The following is a 17,762-nucleotide window of genomic DNA, read 5'->3' on the forward strand; positions in this document are numbered from 1 at the left end:
ATGGCCTTCCCGGTCGCGTTGGACATCCGCCGGAAGCCGAGATCGCCCGATGGTGCGACGACCTTGACGACGAGACCGCTTCCGCTGGTGATCCACCGCAGCACCCTGCGCCACCGGCGGGGCCGGATCCAGGAGCTCACGGACCTCGACCTGGATGACGTCGACAGCAGGCTCGACCTGCACGTGGCCACCAGGCGTGTTCGTCGACGCGGCCGAGGACGTCGGCGAATGCACTCGGCACGGGGGTCGCGCCCGAGCAGGCGCGACCCCCGTGCCGCCGCAGTGCGTACCACCGGAGATGCCCTGGCCGGTCCGGTTGCCCCCTGCTCCGCCGAGCAGGTCTCCTCGTCCCGGCGGCGGGCATTCCGTTCCTGCTCCCGGTGCCACGCGCGGTCGTGCGGCCGGCCCCGGTCGTGCTCGCCGAAGACGGGCCGCTACCGCGGCGCGGTCACCGGTGCGGCTGTGAGCGCACCGTCCACCCGCCGCGGGATGCGGAGGTCGTTCGCGTCGCGCAGCGCGGGCGGCAGCACCGTGTCGGGCACCGACTGGTAGGCGACCGGGCGCAGGAACCGGCGCATCGCGGTGACGCCGACCGAGGTGTGCACCGAAGTCGTTGCCGGGTACGGGCCGCCGTGGTGCTGCGCCCAGCCGACCGTCACGCCGGTCGGCCAGCCGTTCCAGATGACGCGGCCGGCTCTGCCGGTCAAGGTGCGCAGCAGGGCCGGTGCGACCGGGTCACCGCTCTGTTCCCCGTGCACAGTAGCGGTGAGGTTGCCGTCCACCAGGTCCGCCGCGGCAGGCAGCTCCGCGTCGTCGGTGTAGGTCACGACCAGCGCGAACGGTCCGAAACACTCGACGAGCAACTGCCCGGGACACCGGGCGAGCTCCGTGGCGGTGGTGCTGACCAGGACCGGCCGGACGACCGACTCGTCCGCGGCGTCCTGCTCGGGGACGCTCAGCGGCCGGACCGCCGGGTGGGCGGCGAGCCGCGCGGCCTCGGCCCGGAAGGCGGTGCCGATGCCCTCGTGCAGCAACCGCATCGGCGCCGTGGCCGCCTCGGCGGCGATCAGGTCTTCCAGTCCGTAGCCCGCCGGCACGAACAACACGCCCGGTTTGGTGCAGAACTGGCCGGCGCCCAGTGACATCGACGCCAGGAAGCCGCCGGCGATCTCCTTGCCGCGGACCCGGGCGGCTTCGCGGGTGACGAACACCGGATTGAGGCTGCCCAGCTCCCCGTAGAACGGAATGGGGGAGGGGCGCGTCGCGGCCAGGTCGGCCAGTGCCCGTCCGCCCGCCGTGGAGCCGGTGAAGGCGACGGCGGCGATCCGGGCGTCGGTCACCAGCTTGCGCCCGTTCTCCATCCCGTGGACCACGGCGAACGTGCCCTCGGGCGCGCCGGCGGCGTGCAAGGCGTCGACGACCACCCGCGCGTAGGCCCCCGACAGCCGGGGCTGTGCGGGATGTGCCTTCGCGACCACCGGGCACCCGGCGGCCAGCGCCGCGGCGGTGTCGCCCCCGGCCAGCCCGAAGGCGAACGGGAAGTTGCTCGCGCCGAACACCGCGACCGGACCGAGCGGGATCAGCATCCGCCGCAGATCCGGGCCGGCGCCGCTCGCACCGGCGCGGTCGATGATCGCCTCCAGCCACGAGCCTTCCTCGACGGCATCGGCGAACATCTCCAGCTGCCCGGCGGTTCGTTCGACCTCGCCGGTGAGCCGCGGCACGCCCAGAGAGCTGTCCGCGTCGGCCAGCGGCACCAGCTCGTCCGCCTGCGTGCGCAGCGCACCGGCGACGGCGCGCAACAAGCCGGCGCGCTCGGTCAAGGGCATCGCCGCGAGCACCGGGGCGGCCGCCTGGGCCGCCGTCAGCACTTTCTCGTACTCCTGGCAGGTGGTGTCCGCGGTCGCGGGGGCAGGCATCATCGCTCCTCTTGCTCGCCGAATGGCCGGAAGTTTCTGGCTGCACGGGAATCCGTGGCTCCTCACGATCACAGGCGGCCCGCCGGAACCGGTACCTCCAGCTGGAGGTACCGGCGTCGTGGCGCCCCGGGTGAGCATCGATCCATCGCGGCGACCCGCGACCTCGCTGAGGAGGACAGTTTTGCTTCATTCCGCAGTTCTTTCCCGGTCTGCCGGGGGTGCTCGATGACCGGCCGGGCGGCCGGACCGCTCGCCGGAATCCGGGTGCTCGACATGACCAGGCTCGCTCCGGGCCCGTACGGCAGCATGCTGCTGGCCGATCTCGGCGCCGAGGTGATCGCGATCGGCGGCGGCCGTTCCGGCCTGCCGGTGCCGGCGCTTTCCCGGGGCAAGGAATTCGTCACGCTCGACCTGAAGACCACCGAGGGCCGCACCGCCCTGCACCGGCTGGTCGCCGAGTCCGATGTGGTCATGGAGGGCTTCCGGCCCGGGGTGGCCGACCGCCTCGGCGCGGGGTACGCGGAGCTCAGTGCGCTCAATCCGCGCCTGGTCTACTGCAGTGTCACCGGCTACGGCCAGACCGGCCCGCTCTCGCAGCGGGCCGGCCACGACATCAACTACCTCGCGATCGGCGGTGCGCTGGGCACCTTCGGGCCGGCCGGGAGCCCACCGGTGCCCCCGCTGAACCTGGTCGCCGACTTCGCCGGTGGCGGCCTGCTCGCCGCGTTCGGCATCGTCGGTGCGCTCTACGAACGGGAGCGCTCCGGCCGCGGGCAGTACCTCGACGCGGCCATGGTCGACGGCGTGCTGTCCATGATGGGCATGAACTTCACCGACTGGGGCCGGGGTGCGCTGCCGCGGCGCGGCGAGGGTGTGCTCGCCGGGTCGATGCCGGCCTATCGCTGCTACGAGTGCGCCGACGGCCGGTACGTGGCGGTCGGCGCGCTGGAGAACGCGTTCTTCGCCAACCTCTGGCAGGCACTCGACCTGGGTGAGGTGCCCGACCACTTCGACCCGGCGAACTTCGCCGGGATCGAGGCACGGCTGAGCGACGCCTTCCGGCAGCGCCCGATGGCAGAGTGGACGAAGTTCTTCGCCGAGATCGACGCGTGCGTCACGCCGGTTCTCGAACCACACGAGCTGGACGGGTTCGCGCAGATCGCCGAGCGTTACCAGGGATTTCACCCGCAGTCCGTGCCGGCGGTGCCGGTGTTCTCCCGGACCGCCGCGGCGCCCGGGCCGACCGACACCGCCGACGCGACCGAGCGGGTGCTCGCACGGTTCGGCCTCTCCGCCGAGGAAGCGGGCAAGGCGGCGGGCGCCCGCGACGGCAGCGCCGTCACGGGCCTGCGCTGGCCACCGATGTGAACCGGTACTTCGAAAAGCCTTGAGGAACAGGAAGAACATGAACACCGAGTACGAGGACTTCCGGGCGAGTGTGCGCCGGCTGGCGGCGGACAAGATCGCGCCCCACGCGGCGGACGTGGACGACAAGGAGCGTTTCCCCGAGGAGGCCTGGGCAGCGCTGCGCGCGGCGGACCTGCCGGGCCTGCCCTACGACGAGAAGCTGGGCGGTTCCGGCGCCGATCTGCTCTCCCAGGTGATCGCCGTCGAGGAGGTGGCGGCGGCCTGTGCCAGCTCCGCGCTGGTGCTGCTGGTCAACTGGGCGGGAACGTCCACGGTGGTCAGTCATGGCTCCGACGAGCTGCGCGCCGAGGTGGTGCCGAGGGTCGCCGGTGGCGAGGCGGGTGCCGCCTGGTGCATGACCGAACCGACCGTGGGCTCCGACCTGTCCGGCATCAGGACCACCGCGACCCGGGATGGTGGCGACTGGGTCCTCAACGGACAGAAGCGGTTCATCAGCAACGCCCCGTGGGCCGAGTGGTACGCCGTGCTCGCCCGGACCGGGGAGAAGGACTTCGGCGTCTTCATGGTCCACAAGGACGATGCCGGCATCTCCTTCGGACCGCACGAGAAGAAGATGGGCATGCGGGGCAGCCCGACCACCGACGTCGTCCTGGCGGACTGCCGGATCCCCGGCAGGCGTGTCGTGGCCGACCCGACGCAGGGCTACCGCTACATCAACGGCGAGCTCAACGTCAGCCGGGCCCTGATCGCCGCACAAGCACTCGGAATCGCACAGGGCGCCTTCGACGCCGCCGTCGCCTACACGTGCGACCGCCGGCAGTTCGGGCAGGCATTGTCCCGGTTCCAGCTGCTGCGGGGGATGGTCGCCGACATGGCGGTGAAGATCGAGTCCGCCCGAGCGCTGCTCCACGACGCGGTCGCGCTCATCACCGCGGGCGACCCGCGGGCGCGGTCCCGGGTCTCCATGGCGAAGCTGCTCTGCAGCGACAACGCGATGTCGGTGACCACGGACGCCCTGCAACTGCACGGCGGCTACGGGTTCATCCGCGACTACCCGGTGGAACGCATGATGCGCGACGTGAAGATCACCCAGATCTACGAGGGGACCAACCAGATCCAGCGGCTGGTCATCGCGAAGGACGTCTACGCCGGGCAGGTGCGGTCATGAGCCGGGTACTCGACGGAATCCGCGTCCTCGACCTCGGCGAGATCATGCAGGGTCCGCTCGCGGCGCAGGTCCTCGGTGACTTCGGCGCCGACGTGATCAAGGTCGAGCGCGGGATCGGCGGCGACATGATGCGGTCGCTGGACCGCGCGGCGGGGGAGGCGGGGGAACCCTGCTCCTACTTCGTCGCGGTGAACCGGAACAAGCGCAGCGTCTCGCTCAACCTCAAGACACGCGAGGGCATGGACGCGCTGCACCGGTTGCTGGCGCGGGCCGACGTGCTGGTGCACAGCTACCGGCCGGCCGCGGTGCGCCGGCTCGGCCTGACCTACGCAGAACTGGCCGAGCGCTACCCGAAGCTGGTCTACGCTTCGGCTTCCGGCTTCGGCGAGAGCGGACCGTACGCGCACAAGGCGGGACAGGACATGCTCGCCCAGTCGCTGAGCGGCATGGCCCGCACCGTGGGCGACCCGAACCTGACGGCGCACATCCTGCCGGTTCCCGTGGTCGACTACGCGTCGGGAATGGCGCTGGCACAAGGGATTCTCGCCGCCCTGCTGGAGCGTGAACGTTCCGGCCGGGGGCAGCACGTGAGCGTCAACCTGCTCGACACGGCACTGGCGCTGCAGACGCTGGAAAGCGCGTCACTGCTGATGTACCAGCGTGAGACGAACTGGGTCACCGACTGGTACAGCGGGATCTTCGAGACCAGTGACGGCATGGTCACCGTGCTCGGGCTGTTCCGGGAGAACGCACTGCACCTGGTGTGCAAGGCGCTCGAAGTGGAGGACCTCAGCCGTCGCCCCGAGTTCGCCACCGCCGAACTGCAGGCCCGCAACAAGGACAAGGCCAACGAGTCCCTGCGGGACACCGTCCGTGCGCTCACCACGGACGACGCGATCGCGCGGTTCGACGCCACCGATCTGCTCTCCGCGCCGCTGCTGACGCTCGAGGAGGCACTGGCACACCCGCAGGTGCTCGAGAACGGCACGATCACCCAAGTCGAGGTCGGCGGGCGGCGGACGACCCGCATTCTCGGCAACCCGGTCAAGCTGTCCCGGACCCCGGCCACGACCAGGCGGGGCGTCGCCGACGTGGGCGAGCACACCGAACCGGTATTGCGCGAGTTCGGCTTCACCGACGACGACCTCGCGCGACTGCGCGCGAGCGGGGCCGTCCGATGAGGACGATCGAACGAACCCAGCGAGGAGGATCCCGATGAACGAGCGCAAGGCCGTGGTGCTGAAGGAGTTCGGTGCCGACCTGGAGGTCATCCGGTTCCCCGGGGTGCGACCCGGACCGGGCGCGGTGGTGGCCGACGTCACCCACGCCGGTGTCTGCGGCACCGACATGCACCTCCAGCAGGGCCGGATGGCGATCCCGCTGCCGGTCGTGCTCGGCCACGAAGCGGTCGGCCGGGTCCGCGAGCTCGGGGAAGGGGTGTCGGCCGACGCCACCGGCGCGCCCCTGCGCGAAGGCGACCTGGTGTCCTGGGCGTCGAACATCCCGTGCGGCACCTGCTTCCACTGCACTACCGCGGGCGAGCCGTCGCTGTGCGAGACCCGCAAGGTCTACGGCATCAACCAGAGTTGTGCTCAGCCCCCGCACCTGTCCGGCGGCTGGTCGGAGCAGATCTACCTGCAGCCCGGCTCCACCATCGTCAAGCTGCCCGAGGGCATCCGGCCGCAGCAGGTGATCGCGCTGGGTTGTGCCGGTCCGACCGTCGTGCACGCGGTGCTGGACATCGGCAAGCCCCGAGAAGGCGATGTCGTGGTGGTCCAGGGCAGCGGGCCGGTCGGCATGGCGGCGGCCATGTTCGCCGCCGTCGCCGGCGCGAGCAAGGTGATCATCGTCGGCGGGCCGGCCAACCGGCTCGAAGTCGCACGGGAGATCGGCGTCGGCGACGTGCACCTCGACATCTTCACCGAGACCGACCAGGAGGCCCGGCTCGCCAAGGTGCTGGCGGAGACGCCGGACGGGCGTGGCGCCGACCTCGTGATCGAGGCGACCGGGGTGCCGGCCGCGGTTGCCGAGGGCATGGCCATGACCCGGCGCGGCGGCACGTACCTGGTGGTCGGCCAGTACACCGACCACGGGCCGACGATGCTCAACCCGCACCACATCACCCGCAAGCAGTTGCGGGTGCTCGGCAGCTGGGCGTTCTCGCCGCGGAACCACCTGGACTACGTGCTGTCCCTGCCCGATCTCGCCGCGCGCTTCGACCTGGAGCGGCTGGTCACCGCCTATCCGCTGGAGCGGGCCGACGAGGCGCTGGCGGACATGCGCGCGGGCCGGACGCTCAAGCCGGTGCTGGTGAGCGGAGACCGGTCGTGAGCGGGCGGTGGGACGCAGCTTCGCAGCGGATGCTGCTGCGGATCGACGAGACCGCGGCCGACGTGGCGACGGGCTTCCCGAACTACGCCGACACGGACACGGGCGAGTGGACCCGCAGCGCGGACGGGTTCTGGACCGGCGGCTTCTGGGGCGGCCTCCTCGCGCTGGCGGCCGTCGACTCCGGTGCGCGGCGGTACGCGCGGCTGGCCGATGACGTCGCCGAGCGGCTCACGGTCCGGGCGAGCTCGGACACGGCGTTCCGCGGTTTCCTGTTCTTCTACGGCGCCGGGGTCGCACACCTGACCGGGAAGAGCGAAACCACGCGTGAGGCGGCGCTCGCCGGTGCGCGGGCGCTCGCGTCGAGCTTCAACCACGACGCGGGGCTGATCCCGCTCGGCAGTCAGGCCGAGGAGTCCGACGCGGTCGGCGCTGGTGCCGCCAACATCGACGCCGTGCCCGGCACCGTCGCGCTGCTCGCCTGGGCCGCGCGGGAGACGGACCGGCCGGAGCTGGCGGACATGGCCCGCGCGCACGCGCAGCGCCACGTCGAGTACTGCCTGCGCGAGGACGGTTCCGTGTGCCAGTCCGCTGCGTTCGACGAGTGGGACGGGACCCTGTTGCGGCGCTACACCCACAAGGGACGCTCCGACGACAGCACGTGGGCCCGCGCCCAGGCCTGGGCGATGCTCGGCTTCGCCCAGGCCGCCCGCTGGGTGGGTCCCGAGTTCGCCGGGCCGGCGACGACGGCCGCGGACTGGTGGCTCGATCAGCTGCCCGCCGACCGCGTCGCACCCTGGGATTTCAGTGCCGGACCGGACGAGCCGCGGGACACCTCCGCGACCGCCATCGCCGCGGCCGCACTGCTCAAGCTGGCCGCGCTCCTCCCGGACCGCCCGCGGTACCGGGAGCACGCCGCCGCGATGGTGGACACCCTGACCACGTTCGTCACGCCGACCGGTGTGGGGGACCACCGCCGGCCGGGCATGTTCACCGGGGGCTGTTTCGACCCCCGGCGCGGGGTCGCCACCGACGCGGAGCTGGTCTGGGGCGACTACTTCCTGCTGGAGAGCCTCCTGGCGCTGCGGGGCGTGCTCGAACCTGCGGAGTTGTAGATCACCCCGGTTATCATGATCACACGTGGACCAGGAGAGGTCGCAATGACGGATGTGCCGGAAACCCCGGTGGAAGCTCTGCTGGAGCAGCTCGCTTCGCGGCATTCCGAGTTGCTCGTCCTGTCGGACGGCTCACTCGCGATGAAGTCGGTGGCCCGCCGCATCCGGGAGCTGGGCGAGTTCGACATGTCCCTGGTCGGCCGGCTCGAGCCGGGGCGCCGGCTGGTGCACCGGAGCTGGCAGGGCACGATGAGCACGGCCCTGCACCGGCTCGTCGTGCCCGAGGGCGTCGGGCTGGGCGGTAAGAGCATCGCCGAGCGACGGCCGGTCTGGGTGCGCGACTACCGCACGTCGGACACGATCACCCACGACTTCGACGAGCTGGTCGCGCGGGAGGGGCTCGGCGCCATGCTGGCCGTCCCCATGATCTACGGCGGGGAAGTGCTCGGTGCCGTGTACGTCGGCATCCGCGACGAGGCGTCCTTCGGCGACCGGGTCATCGCGCGGGTGGAAGAGGTGGCGGCCGTCGCTTCGGTGACCCTGGTCAGCTCCGAGCGGGCGAAGCTGCAGACGGGAGTCGCGCTGGACGCCGAGCGGGGGCGGATGGCGGCCGACCTGCACGACTCGGTCAGCCCGGTGCTCTTCCGCATCGGCGCCGAGCTCCGCAGCCTGCGGTCGATGGACGACCTCGACCGGATCCGGGACCGGCTCGACGAGGTGGAACGGCAGGTCACGTCGGTGAGCGCGCTGCTGCGCAACTCGCTGGCCCGCCTCAACGAACAGCCCCCGGAGCGCCGGCTCGCGGTGGCCATCCAGGAGGACTGCGAAGCCTTCGAGGAGCGGACCGGCCTGCCGGCCTCGTTCGTGGCGCTCGCGGAGATCCCGGAGCTGGCGCCGGGGCGTACGGAGGCGCTGACCAGCGTCGTGCGCGAGGCGCTGGTCAACGTCGAGAAGCACGCCCAGGCTTCCACCGTGGTCGTGAGCGTCGTGGTCGCGGGCGGGCGGCTCACCGTCGTGGTCGCCGACGACGGGCACGGCTGGGCCACCGGGGACCTGGCCAAGGCGGGCCACCTCGGCCTGCCGCTGTCCGAGCGCCGGATGGAGCGGGTGGGCGGCGGCGTGTCGGTCGTCGGCAACGAAGACGGCGGCACGACCGTGCGGGCCTGGGTGCCCTGCGAGGCCGAGAGCACCGGCGATGGGTGAGCACACCGACATCCGGGTGCTCGTGGTGGACGACCACCCGGTGATCCGCGGCGGCGTCGAACTGCTCGCCGCCGAGGACCTGGCGATCACCGTGGTGGGCGGCGCGAGCACGGGGCACGAGGCGATCAAGGTCGCGCAGGAGGTCGCCGCCGACGTGATCCTGCTGGACCTGCGCCTGCCGGACATGCCGGCGCCCGAGCTGGTCACCCGGCTGCGGCGGGTCGCACCGCGCGTGAAGATCCTGCTGTTCACCGCGTTCGCCGACCACGGCGCGATCGACGTGCTGATCGAGGCGGGCGCGGACGGCTGCCTGGTCAAGGACATCACCGGCGGCGACTTCGCCACGGCGGTGCGGCGGGTGGCCCGCGGGGTCCGGGTCGTCGATCCCCGGCTGGCCGGCCGGCACGCCTCCGCGACCCCGGAACTGCTGTTCCGGGTCGGCCTCACCAGGCGCGAGTACGAGGTGCTGCGGCTCGCCGCGATGGGACACAGCAACCCGGAGATCGCCGAGCGGCTCGCGCTCGCCCGGAACACCGTGAAGACCTACCTGCAGACCGCGATGCAGAAACTGAACGCGCGGAACCGGGTCGAGGCCATCGCCAAGGCGCACGAGCTCAGGCTGCTCTAGCCGGTTCGCTTTCCCCGTTCAGCCGGTTCCGCTTTCCCGGCGATTTCCACGAGTCGCCGTGCTGTCACGAATTCGGTGAGGTGTTTCGTCATGAGTGCGTTCCTGGACTACTGGGGAAAACACGGAGGCAGGCCGGCGATGGTCTGGGTGGATCGGGCCGGGCGCCATCGCCTGCTCCCTTATTCCCATTTCGCCGGCCGCGCCGCGCGGTTCGCCGGCCTGCTGGACGACCTCGGACTCGCGACGGGGGAGTCGGTCGCGGTACTGCTGCCGCCGGTGCCCGAATGGTGGGAGGTCGCCGCCGGGACGATGCGGGCCGGGGTTCCGTTCGCGCCGATGCCGTGCGGCGAGCTGGACGGCGACCGGTTGCGATCCGCCGGAGCGGCTGTGGTGGTGGTCGACGAGGCACGCCTCGAACCCGCGCTGGCGCTCCGGCGGGCGGGCGTGGTGCGGCACGTGCTCTGTGTCGGCGGCCTGCCGCACGCCGAAGCGATGAACTACCGGGCCATGATGTTCCTGACGGAGCCGGACCACGAACCGGAAGCCGCGGACGGCCCGGTCCTGCTGACCGGCGACGAGAGTTACAGCCACGCCGATCTGGGACGGCTGGCGGACGGACTCGGCCTGGCGTGGCTGGATCGGAGCCACGACGACCTGCACTGGAGTCTCACCCCACGGCACACGGCCGCCGGCGTCCTGCTCGGCTTGATCGAGCCGTGGTCGGCGGGGGCGGCGATCCTGGTCGACGAAGCCGGTGGTGACCCGACGCGGGTACGCGGCCTGGTGGCACGGTTTCCGGTAACCACGATGTCCGCCCCCGGAACGTCCTATGTGGAGCTCGCGGCAGCGGGAGTGGGTGGTCTGCGGAACTCGTCGTTGCGCCGCGTGCTCGCCACCGGCGCGCAGCCGGACGCCGACGCCGCGCGGACGTGGTTCCGGCAGACGGGCCTCTGGATCCATCCCGGCCCCGCACCCGCCGCGGAGCTGACGACCTGCGCGACTTTTCCCGGCGCCTTTTGACCTCTCCAGGTGGAGGTACCACGTGGTGCCCGCCGCGAAGAGGCTTTCGGAAACCCTCCGTTGAAAAGGAACACCGATGTCCCTGATCTCGCGCAGCGGAAAAGCAGGATTCGCCAGCGCCGTCGGCACGACCGTGGAATGGTACGACTTCTTCATCTACGGCACCGCGGCCGGACTCGTCTTCAACAAACTTTTCTTCCCCCAGTTCGACGCCGTGGTCGGCACGTTGTTGTCGTTCGCGACGTTCTCCGCGGCATTCGTCGCGCGGCCGATCGGCGGAGTCCTGTTCGGACACTTCGGCGACCGGATCGGCCGCAAGTCCATGCTGGTGCTGACCCTGAGCATCATGGGGACCACGACCTTCGCCGTCGGCGTGTTGCCCAGCTACGGGACGATCGGGGTGGCCGCCCCGATCACCCTCGTCACGCTGCGGTTCGTCCAGGGCCTCTCGCTCGGCGGTGAATACGGTGGCGCGGTGCTGATGACGGTCGAGCACGCGCCGTCCCACCGCCGCGGCTACTACGGGAGCTGGGTGCAGATGGGTGTGCCGGCAGGCCTCATGCTCGGCAACGCGGTGTTCCTCGCCTTCGGTGCGATGTCGCCCGAGAGCTTCCTGTCCTGGGGCTGGCGCGTGCCGTTCCTCATCGGCGGCGTGTTCGTCCTCGCCGGACTCGTCGTGCGGCTGAAGCTCGGTGAAAGCCCCAGCTTCGACCGTCTGAAGGGCAAGGAGAACGTGGTCAAGCTGCCGATCGCCGTCGTGGTCCGGCAGTATCCGAAACAGGTCCTGCTGACCGGCGGTGCCTACCTCTCGATCGGGGTCACGTTCTATCTGACCACGGTGTTCGGCCTGAGCTACGGTGCCCAGCAGATCGGTTTCAGCCGAAACTCGATGCTGTGGATCGTGCTGGCGGCGATGGCACTCACCTTCGTCACCCTGCCGCTCTTCGGCGCCCTTTCCGACCGCATCGGCCGCAAGCCGGTCTTCGCCGCGGGGACGGTGGCGATGGGTGTGCTGGCGTTTCCCTGGTTCTGGCTGCTCGGCACCGGTTCGTTCCTGCTCGCCACAGCCGGTTATCTGTTGATCTGCACCGGTTTCTCCGCCGCGTTCGGTCCACTCGCCGCGTTCTTCGCAGAGGCCTTCGAGACGAAGATCCGGTATTCGGGCATCTCGTTCGGCTACACCCTCGGCACGTTGGCCAGCAGCGCGCTCGCGCCGATCATCGCCACCTGGCTACTGGACCGCACCGGCGGCGTCATGGCGGTGGCGTGGTACATGGTCGGCACCGCCGTGCTCTCGCTGCTGTGCACGTTCGCCTTGCGCGAGACCAACGGATCAAACCTGTCCGGCCGGCCACGAACGGCGTCGCGGAGCGAGTCGCCACTGCTGCCTGCCGAGTGAACCACGGCGCCGACGTTGTCTCCCCGGAGGAGGCGGACGCCGACCGGTCGGTGACGGGCGAAGGACGGCGTCGCAACCCGGCGGCCGCCGCCCTGGTGCTCGCTTACCGGGAACGGGACAGTGCGGTGTTGGGCCCAGCGGGGGCACGAAGGCAGGGCCCCTGCCCGGCCTCAGCTGGGCCACCTGCACGACGCGCGGCAGAGCTGGGGCCGGCTCGGGGCGATGTGCTCGAGCCGCCCAGCGCGGTGCCGGGCGCATCGGACCGCACCCTCGGGTGCCTCGGGTGTTTCGTAACAAATCGACACGATCAGGTCACGGCGAGGCTCTCGGTGTAACAGCGATCGCCCGATCGGCGACCTCGCACACGCACCATGATCCAAGGGGAATTTCATGCGAATGAGAATGATCGTCGCTGTCGCCGGGAGCGTCCTCCTCGCCGGCTGCAGCATGCCGAATGCCAACACCGGCAGTGTCAGCCCGGCCTCGGCCGGTGCACCCAGCGCGGCAGCGCCGGCCGAGCAGAAGCCCGCGCCCACCTGGGGACAGCGCTATACGTGGAAGTCGGGGCTGGCCATCGAACTCGCGGCGCCGGTGGCGTGCAAGCCGTCGTCCTATGCGTCGCCGCCGAATGTCGAGCGTGCCGTCAAAGTCAAGTTCACGATCGTCAACGGCACCGACAAGCCGTACGAGGCCGCCGGGCTGTCATTCGGGAACGACGTGCAATTCTCCGGTGCGAAAGCCGAACCGATCTTCGACAGCAACGGTAGCTGCGGTGGTGGTGGACTCGATGCCGCCACGGTGATGCCGGGCAAGACCTACACGTACGAACAGGCTTACTCGGTCGGCAAGGCGAAGGGCGAGTTGCAGATCGCTCTTCAGCCGGACTTCGGGTCCGACAAGGCCGTGTTCGTCGGCCCGGCCTGACAGTCAAGGGGCGTTGAACGCGATCGTCAGGTGCGACGGCCCGCCGGAGTGGGACGATCGAAGCCGTCGCCGGCGGGCCGGAGCGGTCGTCGTGGGTGCGACGGGTGTGGATCCGGACCCTCCACGGGTGCCGAAGGGCTTCCGGCCGGGATGTGGGCGGCCTGATGCGGCGGCGAGCAGTGCCACGCTTGCCGCCGGGCAACGGCACCGTCGTGGCGACGCGGCCCGTGGCGGTGTCGAGCAACGCGAGCCGGTCCGGGTCGCGCACGCCGACCGCGACGCGATGGGTGACGCCGTCGGCGACGATGCCTTCCCGCGGCGCGCCGACCGGCATGACCTCGCCCGCCGGTGCTGCTGTAACCGGTGCCGGTGCGGGCTTTGCCGGCGGCCAGCGCGAACATCGCGACGGCGGTCAGGCCCGTCCAGACCACGCCGCCCAGGCTGTGACCGGGCCGGAAGCCGGTCGCCAGCGCAAGGGAGGATTGGACGGCGAGGTAGACCGCGAGCAGTCCGAAGGCGATGCCGATCAGGCGCAGCGCGCGATCCCGGCGTAGGGTGCCGGAGCCGGACAGCTCCCAGACGACCACGATCGACGCGCCGATCTCGATCAGCGAGTCCACGCCGAACCCGGCCAACGCCACCGAGCGCGCGGTAATGGCGGTGACGGCCAGCACCGCGATGCCGACGACGTTCCAGTCCAGCGTGAGGTACTCCAGCAGGAGCCCTCGACGCAGCAGGGCGGCGCGGTGCTCTGATCGCGACGCTCATGCTTCGCATGATGGCAGGCCGGCCAGGCAGCGCGGGCCGGCGGCGGGGTGCTCGGCACCGGCGGTGACCGTCGTGGCGGTGTACTAGGTGCGCCGGTTGTAGACCGCAAACGACAAGGTCCGTGAAGCAGGCTTCCTGCTCGTCGCGACCAGCAGGGTTCGATTGGCCTGTCAGCGGTTCGAAGCCGTTTTGGCCGGCTTGCGCGCTCGTGAACGCTGCGGCTTCCGCATGGGCTCGGCTTCGACGGCCTCGGGGACGGCCAAGCCCGCACGCACAAGCGACTTCGCTGTGCGGATCACTTGGTCGAGGGTGCCGCGGCGAGGGTTCCACCACTCGGCGGCCCAGTTGAGCGCCCCGAGTACGAGCATGCGCGCCGCCCGTGCGTCGAGGTCGGGGCGGAGGGCGCCTTCGCGCTTGGCGGCGTCGAAGAGCCGTCGCCAGACGTCACCGTAGCGATTGGCCTCGGCTTCGTACCGGGCTCGCATGTTGTCCGGGAGCTGGCCGGCGTTGCGGATCGCCGCGGTCGTGTAGTCCGAGGTCTCGAGCTGGTACCGCAGGTGGGACTCCACGGCAACCTCGATCCGATCGAGCGGACCCGTTTCCGGCGGGAGCGCGTCGAGCTGCTGCTGCACGTGGTCGGTCATGTTCGCGATGCCCGACCACATGACCTCCTCGATGAGCTCCTCGCGGGACGGGAAGTGGTAGTAGATCGCCGGCGCCTGCAGCTCGGCGACCTCGGCGACGTCGGTCAGCCGGGTACCGGCGAACCCTTTCCGGCTGAGCACGTGCGCGGCCGCGTCGAGGATGCGCTGGCGCGTGCGCGCCGACTTGCCGCCCGCGCTGCTCGTCGTGTTTGCCGGTTTTCTAGCCACGAGTCGATCCTAACGGCCGCAGGCCGCCAACCTGGTCAAGCAGCCCGGTAGCGGCGGGTGGCGGGCGTTTCGTCCACGGTGACGCGGCCGAGGTGGGCCAGCACGTCGAGGTGGGCCTCGATCTCCATGACGGCCGACATCTGGTGGTCCAGCTGGAGGTTGTCGAGCCGCCGGCGGTGCCGTGTCCACGGCAGGCGCTGGGCGACCTCGTACGCGTTGGTGGCGCCCGCCACCAGCAGGCCGTTCACCTCGTCGAGCCGCTCGCGGTGGTGGTCGAGGATCTCGTGCACGCGGGCGTGGGTGCTCGCGCCGACGGGACCGTGCGCGGGCAGCAGGATCATGTCCGGCCTGCTCAGCAGCAGCTTCAACGAGGAGATGAACGAGCGGAGGGGAGTGGCCTCGGGTGCGATCTCGAAGCCCAGGGAAGGCGTGATCGTCGGGAGCACGTGGTCGCCGGCGATCAGCACGCCGGCGTCGGCGTGCGCGTAGACGACGTGTCCCCGGGTGTGGCCAGGGGTCGCGACGGCTTCGAGCTCGCCTTGACGCAGGGGGATGCGGTCGCCGTCCTCGAGCCAGCCGTCCGGCGGGCCGTACGGTGTCGCGACCTCGTATTCGGGCATTTCGTCCGTTCGGAGGCGCTCCGCCAGCTCCTCGGCCCCGCAGCGAGCCAGCAGCGCCGGGTGCTTCGGGAACCTGCTGGTCCCGTCGAAGCCGTTGATGCTGAAGCGTTCGTTCTCGCCGATGAAGAGCTTGAGGCGCAGAGTCTCACGCCACGCGAAGGCCTGGGTGTAGTGATCCCAGTGGTGGTGCGTCGCGAGGCAGATCTTCACGTCGTCGAGCCGGTGGCCGAGTTCGGACAGCGCGGCGGCGACAGCTCGTTCGTTTGCGGCGCTCACCCAGCCCGGGTCGACCAGTACCAGGCCGTCGTGCCCTTCGAGCAGGTAAGCATTGACGGCGGACAGCCCGTTGATCGGGAGCGGCAGCGGAATGCGGTGGATCCCGGGTCCGACGGCATGCGCTCCGGGGGTGGTCCAATCGTCCGCCTGGTCGATGGGATTCGCGGCCATTCGCCTGTCCTCGTCTAGTTGTCGCCCGTACGCAACGACTTTAACATTAATTAGATTAAGGAGACGGGCATGTCATGCACGTCGTCCTCGTCGGCAGCCGGTCAGCCGGCGAGGGCGTAGTCCCGCAGCGGTGGCTCCGACGGAGTGCACGGAAGGGAGTAGAAGGCGCCTGCTGCCGCAACCGCCGTGTTCAGCAGCCGCGCGCGGCCGGCCTGGTCCAGTCCGGGTAGGTCCGTGGCGAAGCAGGTCGACGCGGCGACGCGCGCGGGCATGGCCGGTCCAGCGTGGGTCAAGGCGTCGGCCACGAGGGCGTACGCGACCGCGTCGGAGAGCATGCCGAGGTGTCCGACCAGCCGGTCCGGGCAGACGTCCTGGACGAAGATGTCGGTCGCGCCGGGGAAGCGGGTCGCGGTCGGGGCGGGGAACACCACTTCGTCCGAATAGGAGCCGATCGACGTGAAGGCCACGCCGTCGAGCGGTTCGCGGACGAGGGCTCGCATCCACTTCGAACCCGCGCTCAGCTGGTGGGCGACGTCCGGGCACCTGCCGGGCACGCAGACGCCGTTCGCCAGCCGAGTGCCGTCCTGCGGGCCGGACAGTGCGATGGCGTCGTCCACTTCGGCCGCCAAGTCGGGCCAGAACCGCAACGCCCACGGGATGAGGCCCCCGCCCTGGCTGTGCCCGATGACTGAGACCTTGCGTTCCGCAGAGCTGTACACCGACCGGATCGCGTGCACGACGTACTCGACGCTCACCTGCATGTCGATCTCGGCGCGATGGGGCAGCTGGACGGTGCACACCGGATAGCCCGCCGTCCGCAGCGCGCGCTGATAGCCCCACCTCCACGTTTCCTCAGGCGTGGTGAACGTGCCGTGCACCAGGATCACCGGCGTCTTGGCCGGAGAGCTGACATCGGCGGAACAGCTCAGCGCCTGGCTGAGGGAGCTGGTGGGTTCTTGCAGGACGGGGCCGGAGGCGGCCGACGCCGGGACCGTGATCAGCGCGGAAACGAGGGCAGTGAACAGTGTCGCGAGAACGAACTTCGCCATTGAAGCTCCTTTGTGGACTTTGATCTCAGCCGTTGCCGATGAGGCCGTGTGCGCGGCACCAGTCGGTCATGGCGGCCATGACCTCGGCACGGTTGGTTTCGTTGAGGATCTCGTGCCGGGCACCGGGGTAGGCGACCACGGTGACGTCCTTGAGGCCGGCTTCGCGGTAGCGCTGCTCGAGCGGGTGGAGGAGGGCGAGACCGCCGTTCACCGGGTCTTGGTCGCCGACCGCGATGTAGAGCGGCAGGTCGGCACGGACCTCGTCCGTTCGCGTGGCCGCCAGTGCGGCGCCTTCGAACACCGCCTTGATGCCATCGGGATCCAGGCTGAAGCCACATCGCGGGTCGGCGATGTACGCGTCGACAGCCGAGTCGTCCCGGGAGAGCCAGTCGAAGTCGGTCCGCGCCGGCTGGAACGGCGCGTTGAACATGCCGGGCTCGAGCGGGGCGTCCGCGGGTAACGCGGCCGCCAGCAGGTCGACGGCCGCGGTTCCCGTGAGGATGACGGCATCCACGTCGGCGCTGTGGTCGACGAGGTACTGCTGGGTCGCGAACGAGCCGAGGCTGTGTGCGAGGAGGGTGAGAGGCAGGCCGGGATGCTCCCGGCGAGCATAGCTGCCGAGGACTCCGATGTCGGCGACCAAGGCGGGCCAGCCGTCCGTTCCGAGCACCCCGAACTCCTGGGGCGACGACGCACTCGCACCGTGGCCACGGTGATCCTGCGCGTAGACGACCACGCCTTCGGCGGTGAAGCGTTCGGCAACTTCGGCATAGCGCAACGCGTGCTCGCCCATGCCGTGGGTGATCTGCACTCTCCGATCCGCCGGTGAGCGCCCGCACCCCAGTGTCCGAGCGTGAAATTTAACCTAACATAGAAGGTGGCCGAGGCGTGCCTGGTCGAGCCCGGCGAATCGAGGGCACATCGTCGGGCTCCT

General features: G+C 70.6%; 17 protein-coding genes. 11 read left to right on the top strand and 6 right to left on the bottom strand.

The features are described 5' to 3' along the window. On the top strand, positions 1 to 552 hold the full coding sequence (locus ATK30_RS44790) for a helix-turn-helix domain-containing protein (RefSeq protein ID WP_143271452.1): 552 nt from the start codon (positions 1 to 3) through the stop codon (positions 550 to 552). Here the strand turns inward: ATK30_RS44790 and ATK30_RS30775 are convergent. After that, positions 435 to 1,919 (bottom strand): aldehyde dehydrogenase (NADP(+)), encoded by a 1,485-nt coding sequence (locus ATK30_RS30775; RefSeq protein WP_101438463.1) that lies wholly within the window; start codon positions 1,917 to 1,919, stop codon positions 435 to 437. The two genes, ATK30_RS44790 and ATK30_RS30775, sit on opposite strands and share 118 nt — an antisense overlap. 225 nt (positions 1,920 to 2,144) lie before the next feature. Here ATK30_RS30775 and ATK30_RS30780 point away from each other — a divergent pair, with 225 nt between their 5' ends. The 10 genes from ATK30_RS30780 (at position 2,145) to ATK30_RS30825 (ending at position 13,072) form a co-directional block, all read left to right on the top strand. After that, the gene (locus ATK30_RS30780) at positions 2,145 to 3,287 is read left to right on the top strand and encodes a CaiB/BaiF CoA transferase family protein (protein ID WP_101438464.1); all 1,143 of its coding nucleotides are present in this window, start codon (positions 2,145 to 2,147) and stop codon (positions 3,285 to 3,287) included. 37 nt (positions 3,288 to 3,324) lie between these two features. Beyond that, positions 3,325 to 4,455: an acyl-CoA dehydrogenase family protein gene (locus tag ATK30_RS30785; protein WP_101438465.1), complete on the top strand. Its 1,131-nt coding sequence runs from the start codon at positions 3,325 to 3,327 to the stop codon at positions 4,453 to 4,455. Further along, positions 4,452 to 5,636: a CaiB/BaiF CoA transferase family protein gene (locus ATK30_RS30790; protein ID WP_101438466.1), complete on the top strand. Its 1,185-nt coding sequence runs from the start codon at positions 4,452 to 4,454 to the stop codon at positions 5,634 to 5,636. The genes ATK30_RS30785 and ATK30_RS30790 overlap by 4 nt, the downstream gene beginning before the upstream one ends. A 34-nt stretch (positions 5,637 to 5,670) precedes the next feature. After that, positions 5,671 to 6,786 (top strand): zinc-binding dehydrogenase, encoded by a 1,116-nt coding sequence (locus tag ATK30_RS30795; protein ID WP_101438467.1) that lies wholly within the window; start codon positions 5,671 to 5,673, stop codon positions 6,784 to 6,786. Continuing rightward, the gene (locus ATK30_RS30800) at positions 6,783 to 7,898 is read left to right on the top strand and encodes a glycoside hydrolase family 88 protein (protein ID WP_244194786.1); all 1,116 of its coding nucleotides are present in this window, start codon (positions 6,783 to 6,785) and stop codon (positions 7,896 to 7,898) included. The genes ATK30_RS30795 and ATK30_RS30800 overlap by 4 nt, the downstream gene beginning before the upstream one ends. A 45-nt stretch (positions 7,899 to 7,943) precedes the next feature. Further along, complete coding sequence (locus ATK30_RS30805; protein WP_101438468.1) at positions 7,944 to 9,101, top strand: GAF domain-containing sensor histidine kinase; 1,158 nt, start codon at positions 7,944 to 7,946, stop codon at positions 9,099 to 9,101. Further along, the gene (locus ATK30_RS30810) at positions 9,094 to 9,729 is read left to right on the top strand and encodes a response regulator transcription factor (RefSeq protein WP_101438469.1); all 636 of its coding nucleotides are present in this window, start codon (positions 9,094 to 9,096) and stop codon (positions 9,727 to 9,729) included. Before ATK30_RS30805 ends, ATK30_RS30810 begins: the two co-directional genes overlap by 8 nt. A 90-nt stretch (positions 9,730 to 9,819) precedes the next feature. Further along, positions 9,820 to 10,749 (top strand): AMP-binding protein, encoded by a 930-nt coding sequence (locus ATK30_RS30815; protein WP_101438470.1) that lies wholly within the window; start codon positions 9,820 to 9,822, stop codon positions 10,747 to 10,749. Positions 10,750 to 10,825: 76 nt separating this feature from the next. Further along, the gene (locus ATK30_RS30820) at positions 10,826 to 12,148 is read left to right on the top strand and encodes an MFS transporter (RefSeq protein WP_101438471.1); all 1,323 of its coding nucleotides are present in this window, start codon (positions 10,826 to 10,828) and stop codon (positions 12,146 to 12,148) included. A gap of 402 nt (positions 12,149 to 12,550) precedes the next feature. Beyond that, positions 12,551 to 13,072 carry a hypothetical protein gene (locus tag ATK30_RS30825; RefSeq protein WP_101438472.1) on the top strand — a complete coding sequence of 174 codons (522 nt, stop codon included), beginning with the start codon at positions 12,551 to 12,553 and terminating at the stop codon, positions 13,070 to 13,072. Positions 13,073 to 13,098: 26 nt separating this feature from the next. Here the strand turns inward: ATK30_RS30825 and ATK30_RS45730 are convergent, their stop codons facing one another. The 5 genes from ATK30_RS45730 to ATK30_RS30850 form a co-directional block, all read right to left on the bottom strand. Further along, positions 13,099 to 13,746 (bottom strand): hypothetical protein, encoded by a 648-nt coding sequence (locus ATK30_RS45730; protein WP_208637457.1) that lies wholly within the window; start codon positions 13,744 to 13,746, stop codon positions 13,099 to 13,101. A gap of 264 nt (positions 13,747 to 14,010) precedes the next feature. Further along, positions 14,011 to 14,712, bottom strand: a complete 702-nt coding sequence (locus ATK30_RS30835) for a TetR/AcrR family transcriptional regulator (RefSeq protein WP_183126019.1) — start codon at positions 14,710 to 14,712, stop codon at positions 14,011 to 14,013. A gap of 35 nt (positions 14,713 to 14,747) precedes the next feature. Further along, positions 14,748 to 15,779, bottom strand: a complete 1,032-nt coding sequence (locus tag ATK30_RS30840) for an MBL fold metallo-hydrolase (protein WP_101438473.1) — start codon at positions 15,777 to 15,779, stop codon at positions 14,748 to 14,750. A 101-nt stretch (positions 15,780 to 15,880) separates the two neighbouring features. After that, a complete protein-coding gene (locus ATK30_RS30845; protein ID WP_101438474.1) occupies positions 15,881 to 16,828 on the bottom strand; it encodes an esterase/lipase family protein in 948 nt (315 codons plus the stop codon). 25 nt (positions 16,829 to 16,853) lie between these two features. After that, a complete protein-coding gene (locus ATK30_RS30850; RefSeq protein WP_208637458.1) occupies positions 16,854 to 17,639 on the bottom strand; it encodes an alpha/beta fold hydrolase in 786 nt (261 codons plus the stop codon). Between the last annotated feature and the right edge of the window lie 123 nt (positions 17,640 to 17,762).

It is taken from the genome of Amycolatopsis echigonensis, assembly GCF_002846615.1.
Classification (GTDB): domain Bacteria; phylum Actinomycetota; class Actinomycetes; order Mycobacteriales; family Pseudonocardiaceae; genus Amycolatopsis; species Amycolatopsis echigonensis.